Source organism: Bradyrhizobium erythrophlei, assembly GCF_900129425.1.
GTDB classification, from domain to species: domain Bacteria; phylum Pseudomonadota; class Alphaproteobacteria; order Rhizobiales; family Xanthobacteraceae; genus Bradyrhizobium; species Bradyrhizobium erythrophlei_C.
Window position 1 is genome coordinate 2,271,476 of the sequence record NZ_LT670817.1, and the last position, 21,782, is coordinate 2,293,257.

Annotated in this window: 19 protein-coding genes; 10 read left to right on the forward strand and 9 right to left on the reverse strand. The window is 62.7% G+C overall.

Annotated elements, in window-relative coordinates; genetic code table 11:
* Nucleotides 1–2 precede the first annotated feature (2 nt).
* The 7 genes from B5527_RS10700 to B5527_RS10730 all read left to right on the forward strand — a co-directional run bounded on the left by B5527_RS10700 (nucleotide 3) and on the right by B5527_RS10730 (nucleotide 9,527).
* Nucleotides 3–929, forward strand: coding sequence for a branched-chain amino acid ABC transporter permease (locus B5527_RS10700; protein ID WP_079601257.1), 927 nt, complete (start codon nucleotides 3–5; stop codon nucleotides 927–929).
* Nucleotides 929–2,407: an ATP-binding cassette domain-containing protein gene (locus tag B5527_RS10705; protein WP_079601258.1), complete on the forward strand. Its 1,479-nt coding sequence runs from the start codon at nucleotides 929–931 to the stop codon at nucleotides 2,405–2,407. Before B5527_RS10700 ends, B5527_RS10705 begins: the two co-directional genes overlap by 1 nt.
* Before the next feature lie 134 nt (nucleotides 2,408–2,541).
* Nucleotides 2,542–4,137, forward strand: coding sequence for an NAD(P)/FAD-dependent oxidoreductase (locus B5527_RS10710; protein WP_079601259.1), 1,596 nt, complete (start codon nucleotides 2,542–2,544; stop codon nucleotides 4,135–4,137).
* Nucleotides 4,138–4,180: 43 nt separating this feature from the next.
* Nucleotides 4,181–4,615, forward strand: coding sequence for a c-type cytochrome (locus B5527_RS10715; protein WP_172842536.1), 435 nt, complete (start codon nucleotides 4,181–4,183; stop codon nucleotides 4,613–4,615).
* Between the two features lie 98 nt (nucleotides 4,616–4,713).
* Nucleotides 4,714–6,168, forward strand: a complete 1,455-nt coding sequence (locus tag B5527_RS10720; RefSeq protein ID WP_079607206.1) for a M20/M25/M40 family metallo-hydrolase — start codon at nucleotides 4,714–4,716, stop codon at nucleotides 6,166–6,168.
* A gap of 967 nt (nucleotides 6,169–7,135) precedes the next feature.
* Nucleotides 7,136–7,852, forward strand: a complete 717-nt coding sequence (locus tag B5527_RS10725; RefSeq protein ID WP_079601260.1) for a cysteine hydrolase family protein — start codon at nucleotides 7,136–7,138, stop codon at nucleotides 7,850–7,852.
* A 16-nt stretch (nucleotides 7,853–7,868) separates the two neighbouring features.
* Nucleotides 7,869–9,527: a regulator gene (locus B5527_RS10730; protein WP_079601261.1), complete on the forward strand. Its 1,659-nt coding sequence runs from the start codon at nucleotides 7,869–7,871 to the stop codon at nucleotides 9,525–9,527.
* 14 nt (nucleotides 9,528–9,541) lie between these two features.
* On the opposite strand, the gene soxA is transcribed toward B5527_RS10730, so the two are convergent.
* The 8 genes from soxA to B5527_RS10770 form a co-directional block, all read right to left on the reverse strand.
* On the reverse strand, nucleotides 9,542–10,333 hold the full coding sequence (soxA, locus tag B5527_RS10735) for a sulfur oxidation c-type cytochrome SoxA (RefSeq protein WP_245332573.1): 792 nt from the start codon (nucleotides 10,331–10,333) through the stop codon (nucleotides 9,542–9,544).
* Nucleotides 10,330–10,650: a thiosulfate oxidation carrier complex protein SoxZ gene (gene soxZ, locus B5527_RS10740; RefSeq protein WP_079601263.1), complete on the reverse strand. Its 321-nt coding sequence runs from the start codon at nucleotides 10,648–10,650 to the stop codon at nucleotides 10,330–10,332. The genes soxA and soxZ overlap by 4 nt, the downstream gene beginning before the upstream one ends.
* Nucleotides 10,650–11,129 (reverse strand): SoxY-related AACIE arm protein, encoded by a 480-nt coding sequence (locus B5527_RS10745; RefSeq protein ID WP_079601264.1) that lies wholly within the window; start codon nucleotides 11,127–11,129, stop codon nucleotides 10,650–10,652. Before B5527_RS10745 ends, soxZ begins: the two co-directional genes overlap by 1 nt.
* Nucleotides 11,130–11,144: 15 nt before the next feature.
* Nucleotides 11,145–11,582, reverse strand: a complete 438-nt coding sequence (gene soxX / locus B5527_RS10750) for a sulfur oxidation c-type cytochrome SoxX (RefSeq protein WP_154072151.1) — start codon at nucleotides 11,580–11,582, stop codon at nucleotides 11,145–11,147.
* Nucleotides 11,583–11,595: 13 nt separating this feature from the next.
* Entirely contained in the window at nucleotides 11,596–12,876 is a 1,281-nt protein-coding gene (locus B5527_RS10755) for an NAD(P)/FAD-dependent oxidoreductase (protein ID WP_079601266.1), read from the reverse strand.
* 50 nt (nucleotides 12,877–12,926) lie between these two features.
* Nucleotides 12,927–15,107 (reverse strand): xanthine dehydrogenase family protein molybdopterin-binding subunit, encoded by a 2,181-nt coding sequence (locus tag B5527_RS10760; RefSeq protein WP_079601267.1) that lies wholly within the window; start codon nucleotides 15,105–15,107, stop codon nucleotides 12,927–12,929.
* A gap of 10 nt (nucleotides 15,108–15,117) precedes the next feature.
* The gene (locus tag B5527_RS10765) at nucleotides 15,118–15,567 is read right to left on the reverse strand and encodes a (2Fe-2S)-binding protein (RefSeq protein ID WP_079607207.1); all 450 of its coding nucleotides are present in this window, start codon (nucleotides 15,565–15,567) and stop codon (nucleotides 15,118–15,120) included.
* An 844-nt stretch (nucleotides 15,568–16,411) separates the two neighbouring features.
* Nucleotides 16,412–17,131: an alpha/beta hydrolase gene (locus tag B5527_RS10770; RefSeq protein WP_079601268.1), complete on the reverse strand. Its 720-nt coding sequence runs from the start codon at nucleotides 17,129–17,131 to the stop codon at nucleotides 16,412–16,414.
* A 132-nt stretch (nucleotides 17,132–17,263) separates the two neighbouring features.
* Between B5527_RS10770 and B5527_RS10775 the strand changes: the two genes are divergently transcribed.
* From B5527_RS10775 to B5527_RS10785, 3 genes are all read left to right on the forward strand, one after another.
* Nucleotides 17,264–17,752 carry a LysR family transcriptional regulator gene (locus tag B5527_RS10775; RefSeq protein WP_079601269.1) on the forward strand — a complete coding sequence of 163 codons (489 nt, stop codon included), beginning with the start codon at nucleotides 17,264–17,266 and terminating at the stop codon, nucleotides 17,750–17,752.
* Nucleotides 17,749–18,222 carry a LysR substrate-binding domain-containing protein gene (locus B5527_RS10780; protein WP_245332575.1) on the forward strand — a complete coding sequence of 158 codons (474 nt, stop codon included), beginning with the start codon at nucleotides 17,749–17,751 and terminating at the stop codon, nucleotides 18,220–18,222. The genes B5527_RS10775 and B5527_RS10780 overlap by 4 nt, the downstream gene beginning before the upstream one ends.
* 309 nt (nucleotides 18,223–18,531) lie before the next feature.
* On the forward strand, nucleotides 18,532–19,635 hold the full coding sequence (locus tag B5527_RS10785; RefSeq protein WP_079601271.1) for a class I SAM-dependent methyltransferase: 1,104 nt from the start codon (nucleotides 18,532–18,534) through the stop codon (nucleotides 19,633–19,635).
* Between the two features lie 156 nt (nucleotides 19,636–19,791).
* On the opposite strand, the gene B5527_RS10790 is transcribed toward B5527_RS10785, so the two are convergent.
* On the reverse strand, nucleotides 19,792–21,525 hold the full coding sequence (locus tag B5527_RS10790; protein ID WP_172842538.1) for an adenylate/guanylate cyclase domain-containing protein: 1,734 nt from the start codon (nucleotides 21,523–21,525) through the stop codon (nucleotides 19,792–19,794).
* Nucleotides 21,526–21,782: the final 257 nt, after the last annotated feature.

Consider the following 21,782-nt stretch of genomic DNA (forward strand, 5'->3'; position numbering starts at 1 on the left):
GCATGGCCGAATTTTTCAAATCGCGGCTGTTCTTTATCTCGCTCGGCGTCGTCATCGTCGCCTCGACGCTGCCGCTCTATGTCTCCGGCTATATTCTTGGCCTGCTCACGGTCGCCTATTATTTCGGCGTGTTCGCGATGGCCTGGGATCTGCTGTTCGGCTTTGCCGGCGAAGTGAATTTCGGTCCGACCTTCCTGATCGGCGTCGGCGCCTACACCGCCGGGATCCTCAACAGCGAGTATGGGTGGTCGGTGTATCTGTGCATCTTCCTCGGCGCGATGGCCTCGGTGATCGCCGGATTCGTGCTGGCGCTGCCGGCGCTGCGCGTGCGCGGACCCTATTTCGGGCTGACCACGCTGGTCGCCGTGTTGATGCTGCAGAATTTCATCGTCGTGTTCGCCGGCCTCACCGGCGGCGAAATCGGCCTGACCATTCCCGACGTGATCACGATCAACGCCGGCGCCAACTACTGGATCGCGCTCGGGTTCATGACCATCAGCGCCATCATCCTGTACGGGCTTTCGCAGTCGCCGGTCGGTCTGGTGCTGCAGGCCAGCGGACAGGATCCGGTGCAGGCCGGCGCGCTCGGCTTCAACATCGTCAAGCATAAGCTCGCTGCCTTCGTGGTCAGCGCATTTTTCTCCGGGCTGTCGGGTGCGCTCTTGGTGTTCTACTTCGGTACCGCGTCGGTCGGAACGGTGGTCGATATCGCCGTCGGTGTGCAGGTGATCGTCGCCGCCGTGCTCGGCGGACGACGCACCGTGCTGGGCGCCGCGCTCGGCGCGATCTTCCTGATCGTCGCCGGCGAGTTCCTGCGGCCGACCGGCGAACTGGCGACCTTCATCGTCTCAACCGTCGCATTGCTGGTGATCCTGTTCTTCCCGAACGGTTTCCTCGGAGCGGCCCTGTCGCATGGGGCTCGCCAATAATGGACGCCACCAACAACACTCCGGTTCTCGAAGTCCGCGGCCTGACCAAACGCTTCGGCGGCCTCACCGCCGTCAAGGATCTCAAGCTCGAACTGCGCGCCGGCGAGATTTTCGGCCTGATCGGCCCGAACGGCTCCGGCAAGTCGACCGCGATGAAGACGATCATGGGGATCGAACGCCCGACCGCGGGCGACGTCATTTTCCTGGGAGAAAATATCGCCGGACTGCCCGCGCACAAGATCGCGCGCAAGGGCTTTGGCATGGTGTTTCAGCATTCACGGCCGCTGAACCGGCAGACCGTGCTTGAAAACATCATGGTCGCGCTGCTGCCGGACAGCCTGTTGATGCTGTTTGCGGACAAGGCTCTGACCGAACGGGCGAAGTGGATCGCCAACCGTGTCGGCCTCGGCGCCGTGATGGATCGGCGGCCGCCAACCCTGCCGTTCGCCGATCTGCGTCGGCTTGAACTGGCCAAGGCCATCGCGCGCGACCCCAAGGTGGTGCTGGTCGACGAACCCTTCGCCGGGTTGACGCTGGGCGAAGTCGGTACCTTCTCCGAACTGATCCGCAGTTTTCGCGACGAGGGCCGTGCCGTCCTGCTGGTGGATCACAACGTCAAGAGCGTCGCGGCGCTGGTCGACCGGGTGCTGGCGATGTATCTCGGCGAGGAAATCGTCACCGGCCGCGCCGACGAGGTGATGCGCAACGAGACGGTGCGCCGGGTCTATCTCGGCGGCGCCATCGAAACGTCGGCTCGCCCCGAGACCAGCTTCAAGGACAAGGTGCCCTTGCTGCAGGTCGAGAACGTCAGCGTGCATTACGGCAAGGCGCAGGCGCTGGAGAATGTCTCGATCCATGTTCATCAGGGCGAATTCGTCTCGGTGGTCGGGTTGAACGGCGCCGGCAAGACCACGCTGTTCAACACCATTTCGGGCTTCCTGCCCTACACCGGTGAAATCGTCCGCGACGGCGAAAAACTGCGCGGCACCAGTCCGGCGCGTATCGCCCGCAGCGGCATCGTGCAGTGCCCGGAATCACGCGAGTTGTTCGGCGAGATGAGCGTGCGCGAAAATCTCGACCTCGGCGGGCAACACCTGACGGATGCTGCCAAAGACAAGCAGATGGCGTGGCTGTTCGATCTGTTTCCGATCCTGAAAGAGCGTCAAAACCAGATGGCGCAGACGCTGTCCGGCGGCGAACAGCAGATGCTGGCGATCGGACGGGCGCTGATGATGCAGCCGAAAATCCTGATCCTGGATGAGCCGACATTGGGGCTGGCGCCGGTCATTCTCGAACAATTGTCGAAGGCGCTGGAAAAATTGCGCCAGACCACGCCGATCACGGTATTGCTCGGCGAGCAAAACGTCACCTTCGCGCTTCCGCACGCCGACCGGGTCTATGTGCTGGAACATGCGCGGATCGTCTGGGAAGGCGACCCCGGCCGTTTTGCCGAGGAAGCCGGCGAAGGCTATCTCTGAAAGCCGGCCGGAGCCGGAATATCAAGATCAAGTTACTGTTCTGAGATCTCGGGCCCTGCCGCGATCCGCGCGCCGGTCATCGTGATAGAACTATCTCCTCACTATTGGCGAAACCGTCTGCTTGTCGAGATACGATGCAAGGCGAGCCCGCAACCGTTAGTCGGCGCGATCTGCTGTCCCTGATCGGAGCGGTTTCCGGCAGCGCGGCGATGTACCACGCGATGACCTCACTGGGGTTTGCGTCCGACAGCGGATACAAGGGTCCGATCAGGCTGGACGGCGATCCGAAGGGGGCTTCCGTCCTTGTCCTCGGCGCCGGGCTGGCCGGCATGACGGCCGCATTGGAATTGCGCAAGGCCGGATACGATGTCCGGATTCTGGAGTTCAACAGCCGGGCCGGGGGCCGCAACTGGACCTTGCGGGGCGGGGATTCCTTCACCGAACTCGGCGGCTTCAAACAGACCTGCGAATTCGAGCAGGGCCTCTACATCAATCCCGGCCCATGGCGGATTCCCTATCACCACCGCGCGCTGCTCGATTACTGCAGGCGATTGGGTGTCGCGCTCGAGCCCTTCGTCCAGCTCAATCACAACGCCTTTCTGCATTCGGCCAGGGCATTCGGCGGCGTTCCGCAGCGCATTCGCGACATCAAGACCGATTTCCAGGGCCAGATTTCCGAGTTGCTCGCCAAGGCAACGCAGCAGGGCAAGCTCGACGAAGCCGTGTCGAAGGAGGACCGCGAGATCCTGATGCAGGCGTTGCGGTCGTGGGGCGCGCTGGACGGCAATTACGCCTACAAGGCCAATCTCGTTTCGGCTGACTTTCGCGGCTACGCCAGGTATCCGGGCGGCGGCCTTGGTGCGGCGCCGATCCCGGGCGAACCGATCAATCTGTCCGAAATCCTGAAGTCGCGGCTGTGGCGCTATCTGCAGAACTTCGCGCTGCACACCTTCCAGACCACGATGTTACAGCCGGTCGGCGGCATGGACATGATCGGCAAGGCGTTTGCCAGGGAAGTCGGCGACGTCATTCGTTACGACGCCAAGGTGACGCGGATACAGCAGGACGACCATGGCGTCACCGTCACCTATACCGACCTCAAGGCCCCGGCGACGCTGCAACAGGCCAGGGCCGATTGGTGCGTCTGCACCATACCGCTTTCCATTCTGAGTCAGCTTCCGCTCGACGTCGGCGACCGCATGAAGGCGGCCATCGACGCCGTGCCCTACGCGTCAGCCGTCAAGATCGGCCTTCAGTTCAAGCGCCGATTCTGGGAGCAGGACGAGGCGATCTACGGCGGCATCAGTTACACCGACCTGCCGATCCGGCAGATCGCCTATCCCAACACCGGCTTCAACAGCGCCGGCAGGGGCGTGCTGCTGGGCGCCTATGTGTTCGAAGGCGCCAACGCCTACGAATTCACGTCGATGCCGCCGGCCGAACGGGTGGCTCGCGCTGTCGAATTCGGCGCCCGCATTCATCCGCAATACGGCGCCGAATTCGAGAATGGCGTCGCCGTTACGTGGCATCGCATGCCCTTTACCCTGGGATGCGCGGGCTGGTGGACCGACAGGACGAGGGCGGAACATTACGATGATCTCTGCCGGATCGATGGCAGGATCGTGCTGGCCGGCGAACACGCGTCCTACATTCCGGCATGGCAGGAGGGCGCCATTCTGTCGTCGCTCGATGCCATCACCCGGCTGCACGAGCGCGTGGTCAAAACATAGGGTGATCTCTTAAAGGCGCGTGAATCCCGCAGGTGTGGTCCGGATGATGCAGAGAAACTTTGGCCTTCGCATAGCCTTTGCCCTGGCGATGACAGCGCTGCTCCTGCCATTAACATCGCCGGCGTCAGCGCAAAACACCGGCCCGGCGGCGTCGGCGCCTCCGCTGAGCACAGGCTTCAGCTTTGTCGAAATGAGCGGCGAGGAGTTGTACGCCAATGTTTGTCAGGGCTGCCACATGTCCGACGGCAAGGGTGCGACAGGCGCCGGGACATATCCCTCCCTAGCGAGAGATAGAAATCTCGAAGCCAGCGGTTACCCCCTAGGCATCGTCGTCAACGGACGGCGCGGCATGCCGGCATTCGGCGACATGATGAGCGACGATCAGGTCGCCGCCGTCGTGAATTATCTGCGGAGCCATTTTGGCAATGATTACCTGGACGAGGTGACAGCCGAGGACGTCAAGGTCGTTCGCCGATAGAAGAATTCGACTGACGGCAGGTATCCGGTCCGATACCTTGAGGGCAAGCGGGCGGCCGATCTGAAGTCATGCCGCTCGGCGTTGTCTGGGAGAGCAAGATGTTTGGAACAATCAGGCGGAGCGGCTTCGCGCCGCGGAAGCGTTTCGGGATCGCTATCTTCGCCGTTTTGGCCGCGATCCTGCCGGTAGCGTCAAATCTTGCGGCCGCCGAAGCACTGAGCCCGCAGCAGCAGCTTGCCTTCGACATCTACAAGGAACTGGTCGAAATCAACACGGTGACCGCGACCGGCGATACCGCGCGTGCCGCCAAGGCGATGGCGGCGCGGCTGCGGGCGGCCGGTTTTGCAGACACCGACGTTCAGGTGTTCTCGCCGGCGCCGCATAAGGGCAATCTGGTCGCCCGGCTGCGCGGCACCGGCGCGCGCAAGCCGATCCTGCTGGTGGCGCATCTCGACGTCGTCCCCGCCAACCCCGAGGACTGGACCGTCGATCCGTTCAAGCTGACCGAGAAGGACGGTTATTTCTACGGGCGCGGCAGCGGCGACGACAAATATATGGCGGCGGCCTTTGTCAACAATCTCATTCGCTACAAGCAGGAAGGCTACAAGCCCGACCGCGATATCATCGTGGCGCTCGAGACCGATGAGGAAATCCTGGACCGCGATGGTCTCGGCATCCAGTGGCTGATCAAGAACCATCGCGACCTGATCGATGCCGAATTCGCGTTGAACGAGGGCGGCGGCGTCGGACTCAAGGACGGCAAGCCGATCCGGAACAGCGTCCAGACCAGCGAGAAGGTTTCGCTGACCTATCAGCTCGACGTGAAAAACAAGGGCGGCCACAGCTCGGTCCCGACGAAGGATAATGCGATCTATCATCTGGCAGAGGGACTGGTGCGTCTGTCCAAATTCAGCTTTCCGCTGAAGCTCAACGAAACCACGCGCGCCTATTTCGAGCGCACGGCGCAGTTCGAGGGTGAGCAGACCGCCGCCGACATGCGCGCGGTGCTGTCAGACAAGCCGGATGCGGCCGCGATGTCGTTTGTCCGGCTCGCCGCCAATCCGGTCTATAACGCCCAGCTGCGCACCACCTGTGTCGCGACCATGCTGCAGGGCGGCCACGCCGTCAACGCGTTGCCGCAACTGGCAAGCGCCAAGGTCAATTGCCGGATCATGCCCGGCGAGCCCGTCGATGAGGTCAAGGCGACGCTGGAGCGGGTGCTGGCGGACGATCAGATCACCGTCACCCAACTCGATAAGCCGGTGCTGAGCGCGCCGTCGGCTTTGCATGAAGAGATCATGGGATCGATCGAGAAACTGTCGCAGCAGTTCTGGCCCGGCGCCGTCGTGCTTCCCGTCATGAGCGCCGGCGCCACCGACGGCAGCTACCTGCGCAACGCCGGCATTCCCACCTATGGCCACTCCGGGCTCGCGGGCGACATTTACGACATCCGCGCCCACGGCAAGGACGAACGGATTCTCGTGAAATCGTTCTACGAGGGCGAGGATTATTTGTACCGGCTGGTCAAGATGCTGTCCGGGGGAGGATCGTAGGCCGGTCGCAAATTGCGGCGGGAGCAATGGTGGGTGATGCCTTCCGCGTTCGCTTCTACGGCGGACAGGTCGACTGATTTGCCCGACGGGCGTGCTTCGCGAAAACCTGTCCAGTCCTTTTTGAAAAAATATTCTGGTTTTCCGAAGACCCAAATCACTCTATATCCCCAGTCGTCCTGTCCCACAGAGGGGCGTTTCGCGAACGTCACGAACGCGGGGCGGGATGCGGTGGACGCGGCGGCGCGCTTGACGGGCGTTGCTTGCAGCGGACGGCGAAGACGTGTGGTCCTGACACCCCGACGCTGGTGTCAAGTTTGCGGAGCGATCCGCGTAACGACGGTGGCAAGAAAGCCGATCACCGGGGAGAGCACGGTATAAGCCGTAAACCATTGCGTGCGGGAATGTCGGGTGTTTTCCGATGGCTCGCTGTGAATACTCGTGTGCATACTTGCTACCAATAGCGCACACGAGGCTGCGGGTGCATCGGGCGCCCGGCATTCCCCACGCCCTCTGTTTTCAGGGCGGAAAATCCATGCACACCTCGGGCGCATCACGCCGCGAGATCGCGAAGGTGTGTCATACCGTCATTGCGAGCGCAGCGAAGCAATCCATGCTGCAACACAAAGAAAGAGTGGATTGCTTCGCTCCGCTCGCAATGACGATCGCAGAACGAACGCGTCACACTCCAATCGTCATCACCCGCGATAAGCCGCGGCGTACTGGATACCCCGCATGCGCGGAGTATGACGACCGCAGAGTGGGACGAGCGCGCCCTGCGCCCAACGAATAAGCAAATGCAAGTCATAAAAGCTGCGCTCAGAGATTAAGCGGCTGTCGGCGTTCGGTTCAACAAATTGAAAACACGAGAGATTCTCAAACGCGGCGGTGCCCACGCGCATTGTACACAATGGCATGGGCTTTGCTTAGTTCACCTCGGAGGGTTCTCTCGCCTGGGGTGCGGAAGGTCATGGCGAACTCACAGCAGCTATCCCGCGGCACGGTCGCCGCGGAGCCCGAGCCGATCGATCTGGACTGGTCGACCACGGCCCTTCTCATCATCGACATGCAGCGCGACTTCATGGAGCCCGGCGGCTTCGGCGAAACGCTCGGCAATGATGTCTCGCAGCTGGCGCGCGCGGTGAAGCCGATCGCGGCGGTGCTGGGCGCGGCGCGCGCGCACGACATGCTCGTGGTGCACACCCGCGAAGGTCATTTGCCGGATCTGTCCGACGCGCCGGCGGCGAAGACCGAGCGCGGCGCGCCGTCCTTGCGCATCGGTGATCCCGGTCCGATGGGACGGATCCTGATCCGCGGCGAAGCCGGCCACGACATCATCCCCGCGCTGTATCCGCTCGACAGCGAGATTGTCATCGACAAGCCCGGCAAGGGCGCGTTCTACGCCACCGAACTCAGCGACGTGCTGCAGAAATACGGCATCGAGAATTTGCTGGTGTGCGGCGTGACCACCGAAGTTTGCGTCAACAGCACCGTGCGCGAGGCCAACGACCGCGGCTACCGCTGCGTCGTGGTGGCCGACGGCTGCGCATCCTATTTCCCAGAATTCCACGAGATGGGCCTGAAGATGATCAAGGCCCAGGGTGGCATCTTCGGCTGGGTCAGCGACTCCGCCGCGGTTCTCAAGGCAATGACACCAGCACCGATACCGGAGACTTCAAGCATTTAGGAAGCGGAGGATCGCGATGAGCACGAACATGACGGGGACCGCCGGAAAGCCCTATTTCAAGCCGGTATTGTGGACGCCAGGCGACTGGAACGCCTTCTTCGGATTCGGCACCAATATCCTCGTCAACATGTTGGTGCTGACGGGCCTGCTGCGTTTCGTGCTGAAGATGCCGGACACGCTGGTATTCGGCCGCATCCTGCCGGCGCTCGGCCTGATGATGTGCCTCTCCACGTTTTACTATGCGTGGCTCGCTTATCGGCTGGCGCAAAAGACCGGCCGCACCGATGTCTGCGCGCTGCCTTCCGGCGTCAGCGTGCCTCACATGTTCATCGTGACGTTCGTGATCATGCTGCCGATCGCGATCAAGACCGGCGATCCCGTGAAGGCCTGGTCCGCCGGCCTGGTCTGGGTGTTCTTCCAGAGTTTCATTCTGATGATCGGCGGATTCATCGCGCCCTACATCCGGAAAATCACGCCGCGTGCGGCGCTGCTCGGCACGCTCGCCGGCGTTTCCGTGACCTTCATCTCGATGCGGCCGGCGCTGGAAATGTACATGACGCCGCAGATCGGGCTGGTCTGCTTTGCCATCATCCTGTTGAGCTGGTTCGGCGGCGTGAAGTATTTCAGGGGAATTCCCGCCGGGCTGGTGGCCATCGCGGTCGGCATGATCATCGCGTGGGGATCGAACCTGTTCGGCCTCGGGCTCGGCTGTTTGAGCGTCAAGGGCGTCGGCGACGCCTTTGCGAATTTCGGCTTCTCGGTACCGATCCCCGCTGTCGGTCAGATATTCTCCGGCTTCGAATTCCTCGGCGTCATCCTGGTGACCGCGATCCCGTTCGGCATCTACGACCTCGTCGAGGCGATGGACAACGTCGAGAGCGCCGAGGCCGCGGGCGACGAATATCCGACCACGCGTGTGCTGACCGCCGACGGCGTCGTCAGCCTGATCGGCTGCCTGATGGGAAATCCGTTCATCAACGCGGTCTATATCGGCCATCCCGGATGGAAGGCGATGGGCGGGCGGATCGGCTATTCGGCCGCCACCGGGATCATGGTGGTTCTGCTGGCATGGTTCGGCATCATCTCGGTGCTGCTGGCGCTGGTGCCGGTGGTCGCGATTTCGCCGATCCTGCTTTACATCGGCATGCTGATCTGCGCCCAGGCGTTCCAGACCACGCCGATCAAGCACGCCCCGGCCATCGTGCTCGCCTTGACGCCGCATCTGGCGGCGTGGGCCAAGCTGCAGATCGACACCATGCTCGGCTCGACCCTGAACGCGGCTCAGAGCGTCGGGGGCCTTGCCGCCGACAAGGTCGGTGAAGTCAAGGCCGCGGCCATCGCCGCGCTGCCTCAACAGGGCGTGCTGTACCATGGACTGGAAGTGATGGGCGGCGGCTCGATCCTCGCCGGCCTTGTGCTCGGCGCGATCGGCGTCTTCGTGATCGAGCGCGAATTCGTCAAAGCTTCCGCGTTCGCCTTTTCCGGCGCGGTCCTCACCTATTTCGGCTTCATGCACGGCGAGGCCGTGGGCATCGGCGGCGGCCTCGGCGTAACGCCCGGCGTCGCGCTGGCCTACGCGGTCGTGGCCGCCGGTTTCCTGGCGGTCGGCAAGCTCGGCACCAGCACCGACTCGATCTCGCATCCGGAAATGCCGCTTGCGGCGCCGGCCGAATGATAGATTGCGATAGCTCACGGCCGCACCGCCGGTGTCTCGATCGGCATTCCCCGCGCGCGCGACATCAAATAAAGCTCGAGGTCGACCAGCTCCGGCGCCCCGTAGTCGTAAGGCTGGGCGCGCGTGCCGATCATGCAGTTGCGCATGCGGCGCTGCAGCGAGCCGAGCGACTGCCACTCCAGCCGGTACAGCGGATAACCGGTCGGGTGTGCTTGCGTAATCGCGGACCCCGCCAGGTGCTTGTCCCAATTGTCGTCGTGGCAATTGCTGCAGCCGAGATTGAGCTGCCCCTGCCGGCGCATGAACAGGTCGCGGCCGCTCGCGACGAACGGTGCGAGTTGCGGGTCGGAGGCGGCGTCGATGGCGACGCCGCGCGTCTGCCGCGCAACGTAGGCGGTGAGCGCCAGCAGGTCGTGGCTTTCGTAAGCGAGCGGCGTCGCCTGCTGGTGCCGCGCGCGGCACAGATTGATGCGCTGCTCCAGATTGACGGGTCGGCCAAGCTCCCTGTCGAAAGCGGGATAGCGCGCCGCCACGCCCTTCATGCTGGCGCGGGCGTCATCATGGCAATCGGCGCAGGCCTTGCCCGTCGCGCCGGTTTTGCTCTTCCACAGTTTTTCGCCGTCGAGCACCCACAGCATGCCGGGATTGGCGGTATCGTCGTTCTGCATCGCCTGGCTATCCGGCGACATGAAGCTGTAACCGGAACGGCGCGCCGCTGGCGGGATTTCAGTAGCGAGGAGGGCAGGGGCGGCGATACCGGCCGCGACCAGCAGCGCCGCGACGGCTATCGTGCGTGCTGTCCTCACTCGACAACAATCGACGCCGAGGCCGACTCGGCAAAACCGTCGTCGCCGACCCAATCGAAATCGAATTTGCCGCTCTCGGTCGCGACGGTGAAGAAGGTGATGAAGGGATTTGCCGCGATCGCCGGAAACAGGTCGGCGCGGAAAACCTCGACGCCGTTGTAGCGGCAGGTAAAGCTGGTGATGATGTCGCGCGGAACGACCTCGCCGGCCGCGGTACGGCGGTAGCCGGTCTCCATGATGTGCGACATCAGCGTCTTGATCTCGATGATCTCGCCGCGCTTGGCCTTCGCCGGGACGTTGATCAGGGCCGATGCCATCAGCTCGCCTCCTCGGTGCAGGCGGCGAGCGTCACGATGACGTCGGCACTGGCGGACCAGAACGAGCCGTCGGACAGCCGCGCGATGGCGACGATCTTCTGGCTGTCGGCGAGGCGAATGCGGGTCGAGATCTGCGCGCGGCCGGCATGCGGACCGAGATAGAAATTGCCGATATTCGGCTGCGGGTTCTTCTCGTTGAAGACGTGGATGCTTTTGACGAAGTCGTCAGATGTCATCGGGCTCGTGACGCTGACGGTCATCGGCACGGTATTGCCGTTCTCGACCAGCGGGGGAATGTCGAGTTTGACCTTGCCGGTGTGTACCACGGCCGCGCCGACCACGTTGCGGATGGCGGCGGCGAGCATCGCGGGGGTCGCCCCGGCGGGCCGCAACGTCACGATCGGGACAGCGCCGATTACGGCAGCGCCGCTGGCGAGGCCCAAGAAATGACGGCGTGTGGAATGCTCCGGTTGGTGCATCGCTGTTCTGCTTTCCTAGTCGCGTAAGCTTGCAAGATACGCCACGATATCCTCGATTTGTTCCGCCGACAGGATCGGCTTGCCGCGCCACGCCGGTCCGACGCGCAGGAGTCCGTCGATCCGATAATAGGACGGCATGATCGTCGCGGGATTGAGGCGCGAGGCATCGACCAGCCGGAGCCGGAGCTGGCCTTCGGACCAGCGGCTGCCGGCACCCGCGAGACTGGGGGCGAGGTCGCCCTGAAATGTCGCCTCCGGAAACGGCCCGCTGTGGCAAAGGATGCAGGTGCTGGTGCGCTCGAGAACGAGCGCGCGGCCTCGCGCGGCATCCCCCGGCGTCCCCGTCAGCGACTCCGCGATCCCATCGCCGGTCACGACATAGCTGCGCAACGCCTGCGCGCCGGCGGAGCAGGGTAGCGCGAATGCCGCCGCCGCGAGCCACGCGCTGGCCATTTGAATAGCTACCCTAGCCAAAGGTTTCCACCGTGATGGTCTTGTACCAGGCTTGCGCGTTGTCGGCTTCGCGCTGGCGAACCTCGCGCGGCGCATCGAGCGGGCTGGCGCCGCCGCCTTCGGTTTCCGCGAACGTGCTGTCCCGGGGCTGATAGACGCCCGACAGCGAGAATGCATAGCCGGGCGCGACCGTGTTGTAGCAGGCGCCGATCAGCCTGGGTGCGGCCGGAGCCACGCCCGAGTGCAGGTTCGCTATCGCCTGCGCGCACGCCTTGGCTTCCGCGTTCGCGGCCGAGGCGGATTTTGGAATGCCGCCGCCGATACAGGCGTCGCCGATAACGTGAACGTCGGGCACGAGCTTTGAAGCGAACGTAACGGGATCGATCGGGCACCAGCCGGTATGATCAGCTGCGCCGGCGAGTTGGGCGATGCGGCCGGCCTGCTGCGGCGGAATGACGTTGGCTACCTGCGCCGTGTAGTTGCCGAAATCGGTGACGATCGTATTCGTCCTGGCATCGACCGATACCACGCGCCCGCCCTGCGACAGCGATGTCCGCTCGATCATGCCGGGATAAAGCTCCTTCCAGGCGTTCTCGAACAGCCGCTGCTGCGGAAAGGCATCCTTGGCGTCGAGAATGAGTACCTTGGAGCGCGGCTTGTTGGTTTTCAGGTAATGCGCGATCAGGCTGGCGCGTTCGTAAGGCGCCGGCGGACAGCGCGAGGGGGCCGCGGGCACGGCCAGGACAACCAGGCCACCATCATCCATCGCTTCGATCTGTTTGCGCAACAGCAGGGTCTGTTCGCCGGCCTTCCAGGCATGGGGCATTTTCAGTGAGGCCGCCTCGTCATAGCCGGGCAGGGCGTCGAGCCGCAGGTCGATGCCGGGCGCCAGCACCAGGCGGTCATAGCCGAGTGAGGTGCCGTCGGCGAGCATGACGGTGTGCTTGTGTGCATCGACCTGCGTCGCGGCCTGCGCGATGACACGCACGCCTTCGCCGGCAATCCTGTCATAGCCGAATTGCTGCGATTCGATTTCGCGCAAGCCCGCGATCACCTCGTTGCTGAACGGACAGGCGGTGAACGTCCCGGCCGGTTCGATCAAGGTTACCTGTAGCTTCGCATCGATCCGTTTCAGCGCCCGCGCGCAGCCGGCGCCGCCAAAGCCGCCGCCGATCACGACGACGCGCGCGGCGGCCTGCGCGTGCGAAGGACAAGGGAACGTCAGCGATGCCGCCGACGCCGCGGCGAGGCCACGAACGACGTTTCTTCGCGTCATCAGGCGCGGCGCATCCATCAGCACTATCCGTATGGAGCGGCGGCCATTGAAGGCCGCCGCTTGCAGGGTCAGGCGAAGGTGATGTTTTGATCACGCAGCGGCACCGAGCGGATGCGTTTGCCTGTCGCCGCGAAGTAGGCGTTGAGCACGGCGGGTGCCGCGACACAGATCGTCGGCTCGCCGACGCCGCCCCAGAACCCGCCGCTCGGCATCACGATCGATTCCACCTTCGGCATCTCGTTGATGCGCATCGAATTGTAGGTGTCGAAGTTGGTCTGTTCGATGTAGCCGTCCTTGACCGTGCATCCGCCGTAGACGAGGCCCGTCAGGCCGAAGACGAACGAGCCGGCGATCTGGCGCTCGATCTGCGCCGGATTGACGGCATAGCCGGGGTCGGTGGCGGCGACGATGCGATGCACCTTGATCTTGTTGCCGTCGGTCACCGAGATCTCGGTCGCGGCGGCGACATAGCTGTTGTAGCTCATACACTGCGCGATGCCGCGAGAGATACCCTTCGGCGCCGGCTTGTCCCAGCCGATCTTCTCAGCCACGGCATTGAGCACGGCAAGATGTTTGGGATGGTTCCCCATCAGCTTGCGCCGGAACGCGAGCGGATCCTGGCCAGCCGCATGCGCCAGTTCGTCCATGAAACATTCGAGGTAGAGCGCGGTGTGGTTGATGTTGACGCCGCGCCAGAACCCGGGCGGGACGTGCGGATTGCGCATCGCGTGTTGGATCAGGATATTGGGAATCGAATATCCGATCGCGGCCTCGCCGGTCGCATTGAGGCCGGTGAATGCGCCGGGATCCATGCCGTTGACCAGGGCCGCCGGACGAAGGGCAAACTGGATCGACTGACCCGACAGCCGCAGCTGTAACGCGGTCAAATTGTTGTCGGCATCGAGGGCGCCGACCAATCTGCAATGCGTGATCGGATGATAGGTGCCGTGCTGCATGTCTTCTTCGCGCGACCACAACAGCTTGACCGGGGTGCCCGGCATCTGTTTGGCGATGGCCACCGCCTGGCGGACATAGTCGGTCTGGCCCCTGCGGCCGAAGCCGCCGCCGAGCATCTGCTTGTGGACGTCGCATTTGTCGGCCGGAAGGCCGGAGACTTCCAGCGTTGCGGCGAAGGCGGCCTCGCCGTTTTGCGTTCCGCACCAGACCTCGCATTTATCGGGCGTGTAGAGCGCCGTGGCATTCAGCGGCTCCATCGCGGCGTGGTTCTGGTAGGGATAATTGTAGACCGCCTCGATCTTTTTGGCGGCGCCGGCGAAGGCGGCCTTGGCGTCGCCGCTCTGGTTGCCGACGAATGCCGGCTGGCTGTCGTCGAGGCCCTCATCGAGCCATTTGGCGATCGAAGCACTCGAGACCTTGGCGTTGTCGCCTTCGTCCCAGACGATCGGCAACGCTTCCAGCGCGGTCTTGGCGTGCCACCAGGTGTCGGCGACGACGGCGACGGCATTGTCGCCGACCTTCACCACCTTCCTGACGCCTTTCATGCCGGTGATTTTGGCTTCGTCGTAGCTTTTCAATTTGCCGCCAAACACCGGGCAGGCCTTGATCGCGGCGTTGAGCATGCCCGGCAGCTTGATGTCGATGCCGTAGGTCATCTTGCCGGTGGTCTTGTCTGATGTGTCGAGCCGCTTGACGCCCTTGCCGACCAGCTTCCAGTCCTTCGGATCCTTGAGTTTGACGTCGCTGGGCGGTTCGACTTTGGCGGCGGCTTCGGCCACCTTGCCATAGGTCGTGGTGCGGCCCGACGGCGTATGGGTGATGACGCTGTTGGCGGCGGTGCATTCCGAAGCCGGCACTTTCCAGTCGCTGGCTGCGGCCTGGATCAGCATCATCCGCGCGGTGGCGCCGCCTTTGCGCACATATTCCTGCGAGGTCCGGATGCCGCGGCTGCCGCCGGTCGAGAAATCGCCCCAGACGCGCTTGCGGGCGACGTTCTGCCCCGGAGTCGGGAATTCGGTTGTCACCTTCGACCAGTCGCATTCGAGTTCTTCGGCGACCAGCTGGCCAAGCCCGGTGAGCGTCCCCTGGCCCATTTCCGAGCGTGCAATGCGGATCACGACGGTGTCGTCGGGGTGGATCACCACCCAGGCGTTGACCTCGGGCGAGCCATCGGCGGCGCGCGCCGCGGTCGGACCGCCAAAGGGAAGTTCCAGGCCGAGCGCGAGGCCGCCGCCGAGCGCGGCGGCGCCGATGACGAAGGCGCGGCGGTTGAATTGGGGCATATGGTTCATGGCTGCCTCCTCAAGTGTTCGCGGCGGCGTGGATCGCCTCGCGCACCTGCTGGAAGGTGCCGCAGCGGCAGATATTGGTGATGGCGTCGTCGATGTCGGAATCGGTCGGATTCGGCTTCTCCTTGAGCAATGCCGCCACCGCCATGATCATTCCGCTCTGGCAATAGCCGCATTGCGGAACGTCGTTGTCGATCCAGGCCTGCTGCACCTTGTGCAGCGCGCCGCTGGTCGCCAGACCCTCAATGGTGGTGATTTGCTTGCCGGCGGCGTCGCTGACCTGCACGCCGCAGGAGCGCACCGCGTCGCCGTCGATATGCACGGTGCAGGCCCCGCATTGTGCAATGCCGCAACCGTATTTGGTGCCGGTGAGACCGACATTCTCCCGGATCACCCACAGCAGCGGCGTGTCGGGCTCGACGTCGACGTCGAATGTTTTTCCATTGATTGTGAGGTTTGCCATCGCGATCCCCTGATTGGTCCAATCCATCGATTGAACTTCGCGGGGGTGTGTGGCCCGAAACCTGGAATTCTTCAAATCAAGATTTCGCGTTTGCGGGAAGGAAGATAATTGATTTGCCGGTGTTGCATGCGAGGTTCCGGCTTTCTTACCTCTCCCCGCAAGCGGGGCGAGGTGAAGGGAAGCGCCGTTCGTTCGACACAGCTTCGCGATCTCGCGGCGTGATTCGCCCGAGGTTTGCCAGAAAATTCCTTACCCTCCAATCAGAGGGCGCAGGGAATGCCGGATGCCCGATGCACCCGCAGCCTCGTGTGCGCTATGGGTAGTAAGTATGCACACGAGTATTCACAGCGAGTCACCGGAATCACCCGGCATTCCCCGCGCAATGGTTTACGGGTTATACCGTGCTCTCCCCGGTGATCGGCTTTCTTGCCACCGTCGCCGGCGGAGTTGCCTCCACCGACTTGACACCAGCGTCGGGGTGTCAGGACCACACGTCTTCGCCGTCCGCCTCAAGCACCCTCGTCAGGAGCACCATCCGCGTCCACCGCATCCCGCCCCGCGCTGGTGACGTTGCGCAACGCCCCTCTGAGTGGGACTGGATGGCGGTGAATATAGAAGTGATTTGGGTCTTCGGAAAACCAGAATATTTTTGCCAACAGGGCTGGACAAGCAGGTGACAAGGCCGGTCGCTGATTTGCCCGCCAGGCAACAGATCGCAGGATGGGTTGAGTCTTCGCGAAAGCCATCGCGGTCGTCCCGCAACAGGATGGACATCGCTTCGTTTCTTCAAGGCGGAAATGCCGCCGGCCTCCACCGTGAAGGCCGGCGGCGAAATCCGGATGCGTCAGGCGACGGCCATTTTGGGGCTCACGCTCTTCGCCGCCTTGGCAATGAGCGCCGCCACGGCCTCCGGCTTCGAAATATAGATTGCGTGGCTGCCGGCGGCCTCCGCGATATCAGCGCCGGCGCGCGCTGCCATCTGGCGCTGAGCGGGCGGGGGAATCATCTTGTCCTCGGTCGCAACCAAGTACCAGCTTGGCTTGCTCCTCCAGGCCGGCTCGCTGATCGAACCGGAGAGAGCATTGACGCTCCACGGCACCTGAGAGTCGGCCAGGAACGCAGCCTTGGCTTCACTGACGTCGGCTGCGAATGAAGCGCGGAACTTCGCCCTGTCGAGGAACAGGTAGCCGTTCATCGGCGGCAAGATCGGCGGGACCGGTGCGCCGGGGGGCGGGTTCTTGATGAGGGTTTCAACAGACTCGCCCTTGTCCGGAGCAAACGCCGTAATGTAGACGAGCCCGGCGACCTTCGGGTCTGTGCCGGCTTCGGTGATGACGGCGCCTCCGTAGGAATGCCCCACCAGGACAACCGGCCCCTGCACCGGAGCGATAGCGAGCCGGGTGGCGGCCACATCGTCGGCCAAAGATGTCGTCGGGTTTTGAACCACGCTGACGTTGTAGCCGTCCTTCTTCAAACTGTTGTAGACGCCTTCCCAACCTGCGCCGTCGACAAAGCCGCCGTGGACGAGGACGATGCTTGGCGGTGATGCGGAAATTTCAGCCATGACGATTCTCCCTTCGAGGTTGCCGTGCGTGCGATGCGCACTTGGAATGCGCAGTCTTGTCTTGCCAGATCTTGATGTAGCTGATTAGTTCCATTTAATGCCCATACCCCTAACCATTCGGCTAGGCCTCGGATGAAATGGACGGATCGCATCGGTCGCCGCGTCAAGCTGCGCGACCTTCATATTGTGCTCGCGGTCGCGGAGGCGGGCAGCATGACTCGGGCGGCGGAAGAATTGGCCGTGTCCTATCCCGTCGTGTCCAAGACGATTTCGGAACTGGAGCACACGCTTGGGGTCAGGCTTTTTGACCGCAGCATCTCGGGGGTCCAGCCGACGCACTACGGCCGAGCATTGCTTAACTCCGGAGCTGCGGTTTTCGACGAAATGCGGAAGGGCCTCCAGCAAATAGAATTCATCAAACGGCCGGACGCCGGCGACCTGCGGATTGGCTCGTCCATCGTGGTGGATGCCGGATTACTTCCAGCAATCCTCGAACAGTTCTCTCGGGATTTTCCGCGGGCGGTGCTTCACGTGATGCATGAAGACATCGCGACCCAACAATACGACAATTTGCGCAATCGAGAGTCGAGCTTGTACTGGGCCGTCTTCCAGCGACGATGAACGAACCTGATTTGGTGGCGGAGCCGCTGTTCGATGAGCCGAATGTGGTCGTCGCCGGGTCCGCAAGCCATTGGGCAAAGCGGCGCAACCTGACGCTCGCGGACTTGATCGGAGAGCCCTGGGTATTGGCGCAACCGGGTAGCCTGGCGCGATCGCTGCAAGACGAAGTGTTCCGAAACAGCGGCCTTGAATCTCCGCCGGCAACGGTAGTGACGGTTTCGCTCCATCTTTACATGCGCGTGATCGAAACCGGACGTTGGATTGGTCTCGTTCCCGCCTCCGTCATGCGCTTTGGCGGCCGGCAAATGCAAATCAAGGTTCTGCCGGTCAAAATCCTGCCGCCTCCGGCGCCGGTCGGGTTCATTACGGTCAGGGACCGCACGCTGACTCCGCTGGCGGAGCGTTTTATTGAATGCACCCGCAAAGTCGCCAATTCGGGTACCGGTCGCGCGTCGACGCGGCGCCGCTAATGTCCGCTTCCGGGCACTTTCCGGACCTCCCAGCGTTGTGCGATGTGAGCGCGCAGGATGGCTTGAGCGCTTCGCGAAACCGATCGCGGTCGTCCACAACATGAAGGGTATCGCTTGCGCCTTCGCGCTGCGAACTCAGCGGACACGTCGGTCCGGCGGAACGTCATCCGCCATGAGCCACCTCTATCGGGCTCCCCAAAAAGAGCATAAAATCCCATCATAGCGCACGGTGCTGCTTGACCGTGACGCCTCATCGACGGGAGAATCTCGATCGCTTTCAGAGCGTTTTAACGGTCACAGGAGCCAATCTTGGACATTGTTCTGACGTTTCAGTTGGTCGTGGCGATCGCCATCGCGTTGTTCATCGCATACAACGTTTTTCATTACGTACTTTTTTCCCTGGTGACCCGGCCGAAGGACGCGAGCAAAATCGGCCACGAGTTGAATCAATTCGAGCAGCGCCAGCTGATCGAATGGGCACCGCAGCCGAGCGACTTTCTCAAGCACGACGACGAGAAACGTACATACGATGACGTGTTCGGCACGTATCGCGACGAGCAAGCGAACTACAGCACATGCGTTTTCCCCCGCGTCGCATTTTCGCATCCGTACGAAGCCGAATACGTTCTTCTGAAGCTGGAGGACGGCATGCGGCTGTTGGACCTCGGGTGCGGGTCCGGCGCGGCGGCCTGCTACCTCGCCAGCCGGCGAGATATCGAAATCGTGTGCGTGACCAATTCATCCGTGCAAGCGGACATCTGCCGGCGGAAATTTGCAAAACTGGGCAGGAATGGGCAGGTGATCGTCACCGACTTCGACTGCCTCGATCTCGCGAGTGAAAGTTTTGACGCCATCTATGCGCTGGAATCGATCGGCTACACCAAGAACCTGGATGCCTGGCTGGCGCGCTGCTGGCGGATGCTCAAGCCGGGAGGAAGCCTGTTGATCCGCTCACCGGGGTCGTTGGATCATTGTCGGCACAAGGAGGATTACCTGAGCGTCACCGCCTTCTTCGACAACTGGCGCTACAATTTTGTCGGTGCCAATCTTCTCGTCTACAAGATGCGCCGACTCGGCTTCGACCCTATCCGTTATCGGCGATTGCCGTTCTGGGCCTGGGGCCTCACGTGGAACTTCATTCAACACCTGGTGCTGTGGAAGTATCAGCTAAAGATGCGCACATTCGTGGAATTGGAACGGATCATTTGGCGCACTTCGAAGGTATTTGTCTTCGGCAACCCATACAACACGGTGCTGGCTACCAAGCCCGAGACATCATCTTGCTCCCGGCAGGACCAACGCAAGATCATTATTATACTATCAGACCGCTCGCGCGAGATTATCCGCCTGTTTAAAGAGCTTCACCGGAAACGTCACGGCACCGCCCGAGGTCCGGAGACCGCTGCTCGGTAGACGCTCCGCCGGGGATGCGCTCAGGAACCACTTCTTTCGGGAGCGAAGCGGAAAACATTTGGGGGTGTTCGAGTTCGGCGATGTCGGCTGGCCACACCGGACATTCGCCTGTAAATCACAGGCCGTCCGGATCAGGCGGCGGACTTCAACGCTGCCTCAACCCTTCCAGCCGGCCTTGCGCAAACCCTCGACGAGATGGGCGTGGTCTTCCGGCCGAAACCACGGCGCTCTGTTGCGGACATACATGTCGAATGCCGCCGGTGCGCGGGAGACGGCCTTCTCCAATGCTTCCTTCGCTTCCGCCGGGCGCTCAAGCTGGCCCAGCGCTGCCGCGTACCAGCGGTAGATCATCGGAAAATCGGGATACGACCGGATCACCCGTTTCGCGGCCACGATCGAAGCCTCGTATTCGCCGCAGAAATATAGACCGCCCGCAATGTGCAACAGACGTACTGCGAGATACGGATCGCGGGGATCGAGCCTGATACACGTTTCGAGAGCCGTGAGCCCTTCCTTCGGCCGTCCCGCGAATATCAGCGTCGCGCCTCGGTGGCCATGCGCGATCGCTAGATTTGGACTCACTGAGAGAGCTCGCTCGATCTCCGCCAACGCACCGTCAGCCTCGCCGCGCGCTTGCAAGGCCCAGCCGAGGCATGAACGGGCTTCTGCATCGGAGCCGTCGAGCGCGACCGCCTGACGGGCCAAGGCTTCGGCAGAGCGTTGCGCGGTTGACAGGTCCAGCTTTTGGTAGAGTGCAGCCGTTTGCAGCTGGTACAAGGCGAGGGCGCTGTAGCCGCCGCCGAAGGTCGGGTCGAGATCGATTGCCTGCTTGAAAAATTTTTCCGCGGTCGCATCGTCGTCTTCGGTGGCTTTGCTCAGATGCCACAGACCGCGTTGATAGGCCGCCCAGGCATCAAGGCTCTCCGGGGGCTTGCGCATGGCGCGTCGTAGCTCGGCGTCTGCAATGGCGGGCGCCATGGCGGTCGTCAGCGCTTCCGTAAGCTCGTCCTGCACAGAGAAAATATCGGCGAGATCGCGGTCGTAGCGCTCGGCCCACACGTGATTGCTGGTTCCCGCCTCTACCAGCTGCGCAGTGACGCGAATCCGATTGCCGGCCTTGCGCACGCTACCTTCGAGCACATAGCGCACGCCGAGCTCGCGCCCAACCTGTCTCACATCGACCGCTCGACCCTTGTAGGTGAAGGACGAGTTCCGGGCGATGACGAACAGCGAGGGATAGCGCGATAGCGCCGTAATCACGTCCTCGGCGACCCCGTCGGAGACGAACTCTTGCTCGGGGTCGCCGCTCATGTTGGTGAATGGCAGCACGGCGACGGACGGTTTGTCGGGCAACGCGAGCGCCGCAATCCCGGGTTTGGGCGTCGGAGGCCGCCGCCTGGGTTCGATGATGATACGGTAAACGTGGACAGGCCGGGCGATATTCTTCAGCGTTTGCTCACCTGCGTCCTCAACCTCGAAAGACACCTTGTCGCGCGCGTGATTGAGGACTGTCTGAGAGATGCAGATACCGCCGGGTTCGGCCACGCCCTCGAGCCGTGCGGCGATGTTGACGCCGTCCCCGAAGATGTCCTGCGCCTCGGCGATCACGTCGCCGATATTGATGCCCACACGGAACGCAATGCGCCTGTCTTCCGCATCATCCATTGTAAGTTCATGGATACGGTTCTGGAATTGCATCGCAGTTCGAACCGCCTCGACCGCGCTCGGAAATTCCGCCAAGAACCCGTCGCCGGTATTCTTCACGATGTGGCCGCCGTGTTCTGCGATTACAGGCTCGACAACGTCCGCCAGGAGCGCCGTCAAACCTGCGTGCGTCGCCTCTTCGTCGTTATGCATGAGCCGCGAATAGCCAGCCACGTCGGCGGCCATTATTGCTGACAACCTGCGTTCGATCCGACCTGGCCGCTCATGCACCATGGCACGCAAACCTCTCGTGCCGCACCTTGTACGATAAATCCGACAGCCACGCCAACGCACTTGGGCGCTTCGCGAAACCCATCGCGGTCGTTCACAACGTGACGGTGTATCGATTCCGCTCCACTCATCCTACGTGCTGCCAATGCTGTTTTCCGGACATCATCAAGGCCCGTGCCGAGGAGCTTTTCTGAGCCAAGGACATCGCGACG

What these genes read in the sequence shown, in the direction of transcription:
- B5527_RS10700 (WP_079601257.1), top strand. Translation starts at nt 3, where the DNA reads ATGGCCGAATTTTTCAAATCGCGGCTGTTCTTTATCTCGCTCGGCGTC.
- B5527_RS10705 (WP_079601258.1), top strand. Translation starts at nt 929, where the DNA reads ATGGACGCCACCAACAACACTCCGGTTCTCGAAGTCCGCGGCCTGACC.
- B5527_RS10710 (WP_079601259.1), top strand. Translation starts at nt 2,542, where the DNA reads ATGCAAGGCGAGCCCGCAACCGTTAGTCGGCGCGATCTGCTGTCCCTG.
- B5527_RS10715 (WP_172842536.1), top strand. Translation starts at nt 4,181, where the DNA reads ATGATGCAGAGAAACTTTGGCCTTCGCATAGCCTTTGCCCTGGCGATG.
- B5527_RS10720 (WP_079607206.1), top strand. Translation starts at nt 4,714, where the DNA reads ATGTTTGGAACAATCAGGCGGAGCGGCTTCGCGCCGCGGAAGCGTTTC.
- B5527_RS10725 (WP_079601260.1), top strand. Translation starts at nt 7,136, where the DNA reads ATGGCGAACTCACAGCAGCTATCCCGCGGCACGGTCGCCGCGGAGCCC.
- B5527_RS10730 (WP_079601261.1), top strand. Translation starts at nt 7,869, where the DNA reads ATGAGCACGAACATGACGGGGACCGCCGGAAAGCCCTATTTCAAGCCG.
- soxZ (WP_079601263.1), bottom strand. Translation starts at nt 10,650, where the DNA reads ATGGCATCGGCCCTGATCAACGTCCCGGCGAAGGCCAAGCGCGGCGAG.
- B5527_RS10745 (WP_079601264.1), bottom strand. Translation starts at nt 11,129, where the DNA reads ATGCACCAACCGGAGCATTCCACACGCCGTCATTTCTTGGGCCTCGCC.
- soxX (WP_154072151.1), bottom strand. Translation starts at nt 11,582, where the DNA reads ATGGCCAGCGCGTGGCTCGCGGCGGCGGCATTCGCGCTACCCTGCTCC.
- B5527_RS10755 (WP_079601266.1), bottom strand. Translation starts at nt 12,876, where the DNA reads ATGGATGCGCCGCGCCTGATGACGCGAAGAAACGTCGTTCGTGGCCTC.
- B5527_RS10760 (WP_079601267.1), bottom strand. Translation starts at nt 15,107, where the DNA reads ATGAACCATATGCCCCAATTCAACCGCCGCGCCTTCGTCATCGGCGCC.
- B5527_RS10765 (WP_079607207.1), bottom strand. Translation starts at nt 15,567, where the DNA reads ATGGCAAACCTCACAATCAATGGAAAAACATTCGACGTCGACGTCGAG.
- B5527_RS10770 (WP_079601268.1), bottom strand. Translation starts at nt 17,131, where the DNA reads ATGGCTGAAATTTCCGCATCACCGCCAAGCATCGTCCTCGTCCACGGC.
- B5527_RS10775 (WP_079601269.1), top strand. Translation starts at nt 17,264, where the DNA reads ATGAAATGGACGGATCGCATCGGTCGCCGCGTCAAGCTGCGCGACCTT.
- B5527_RS10780 (WP_245332575.1), top strand. Translation starts at nt 17,749, where the DNA reads ATGAACGAACCTGATTTGGTGGCGGAGCCGCTGTTCGATGAGCCGAAT.
- B5527_RS10790 (WP_172842538.1), bottom strand. Translation starts at nt 21,525, where the DNA reads ATGGCCGCCGACGTGGCTGGCTATTCGCGGCTCATGCATAACGACGAA.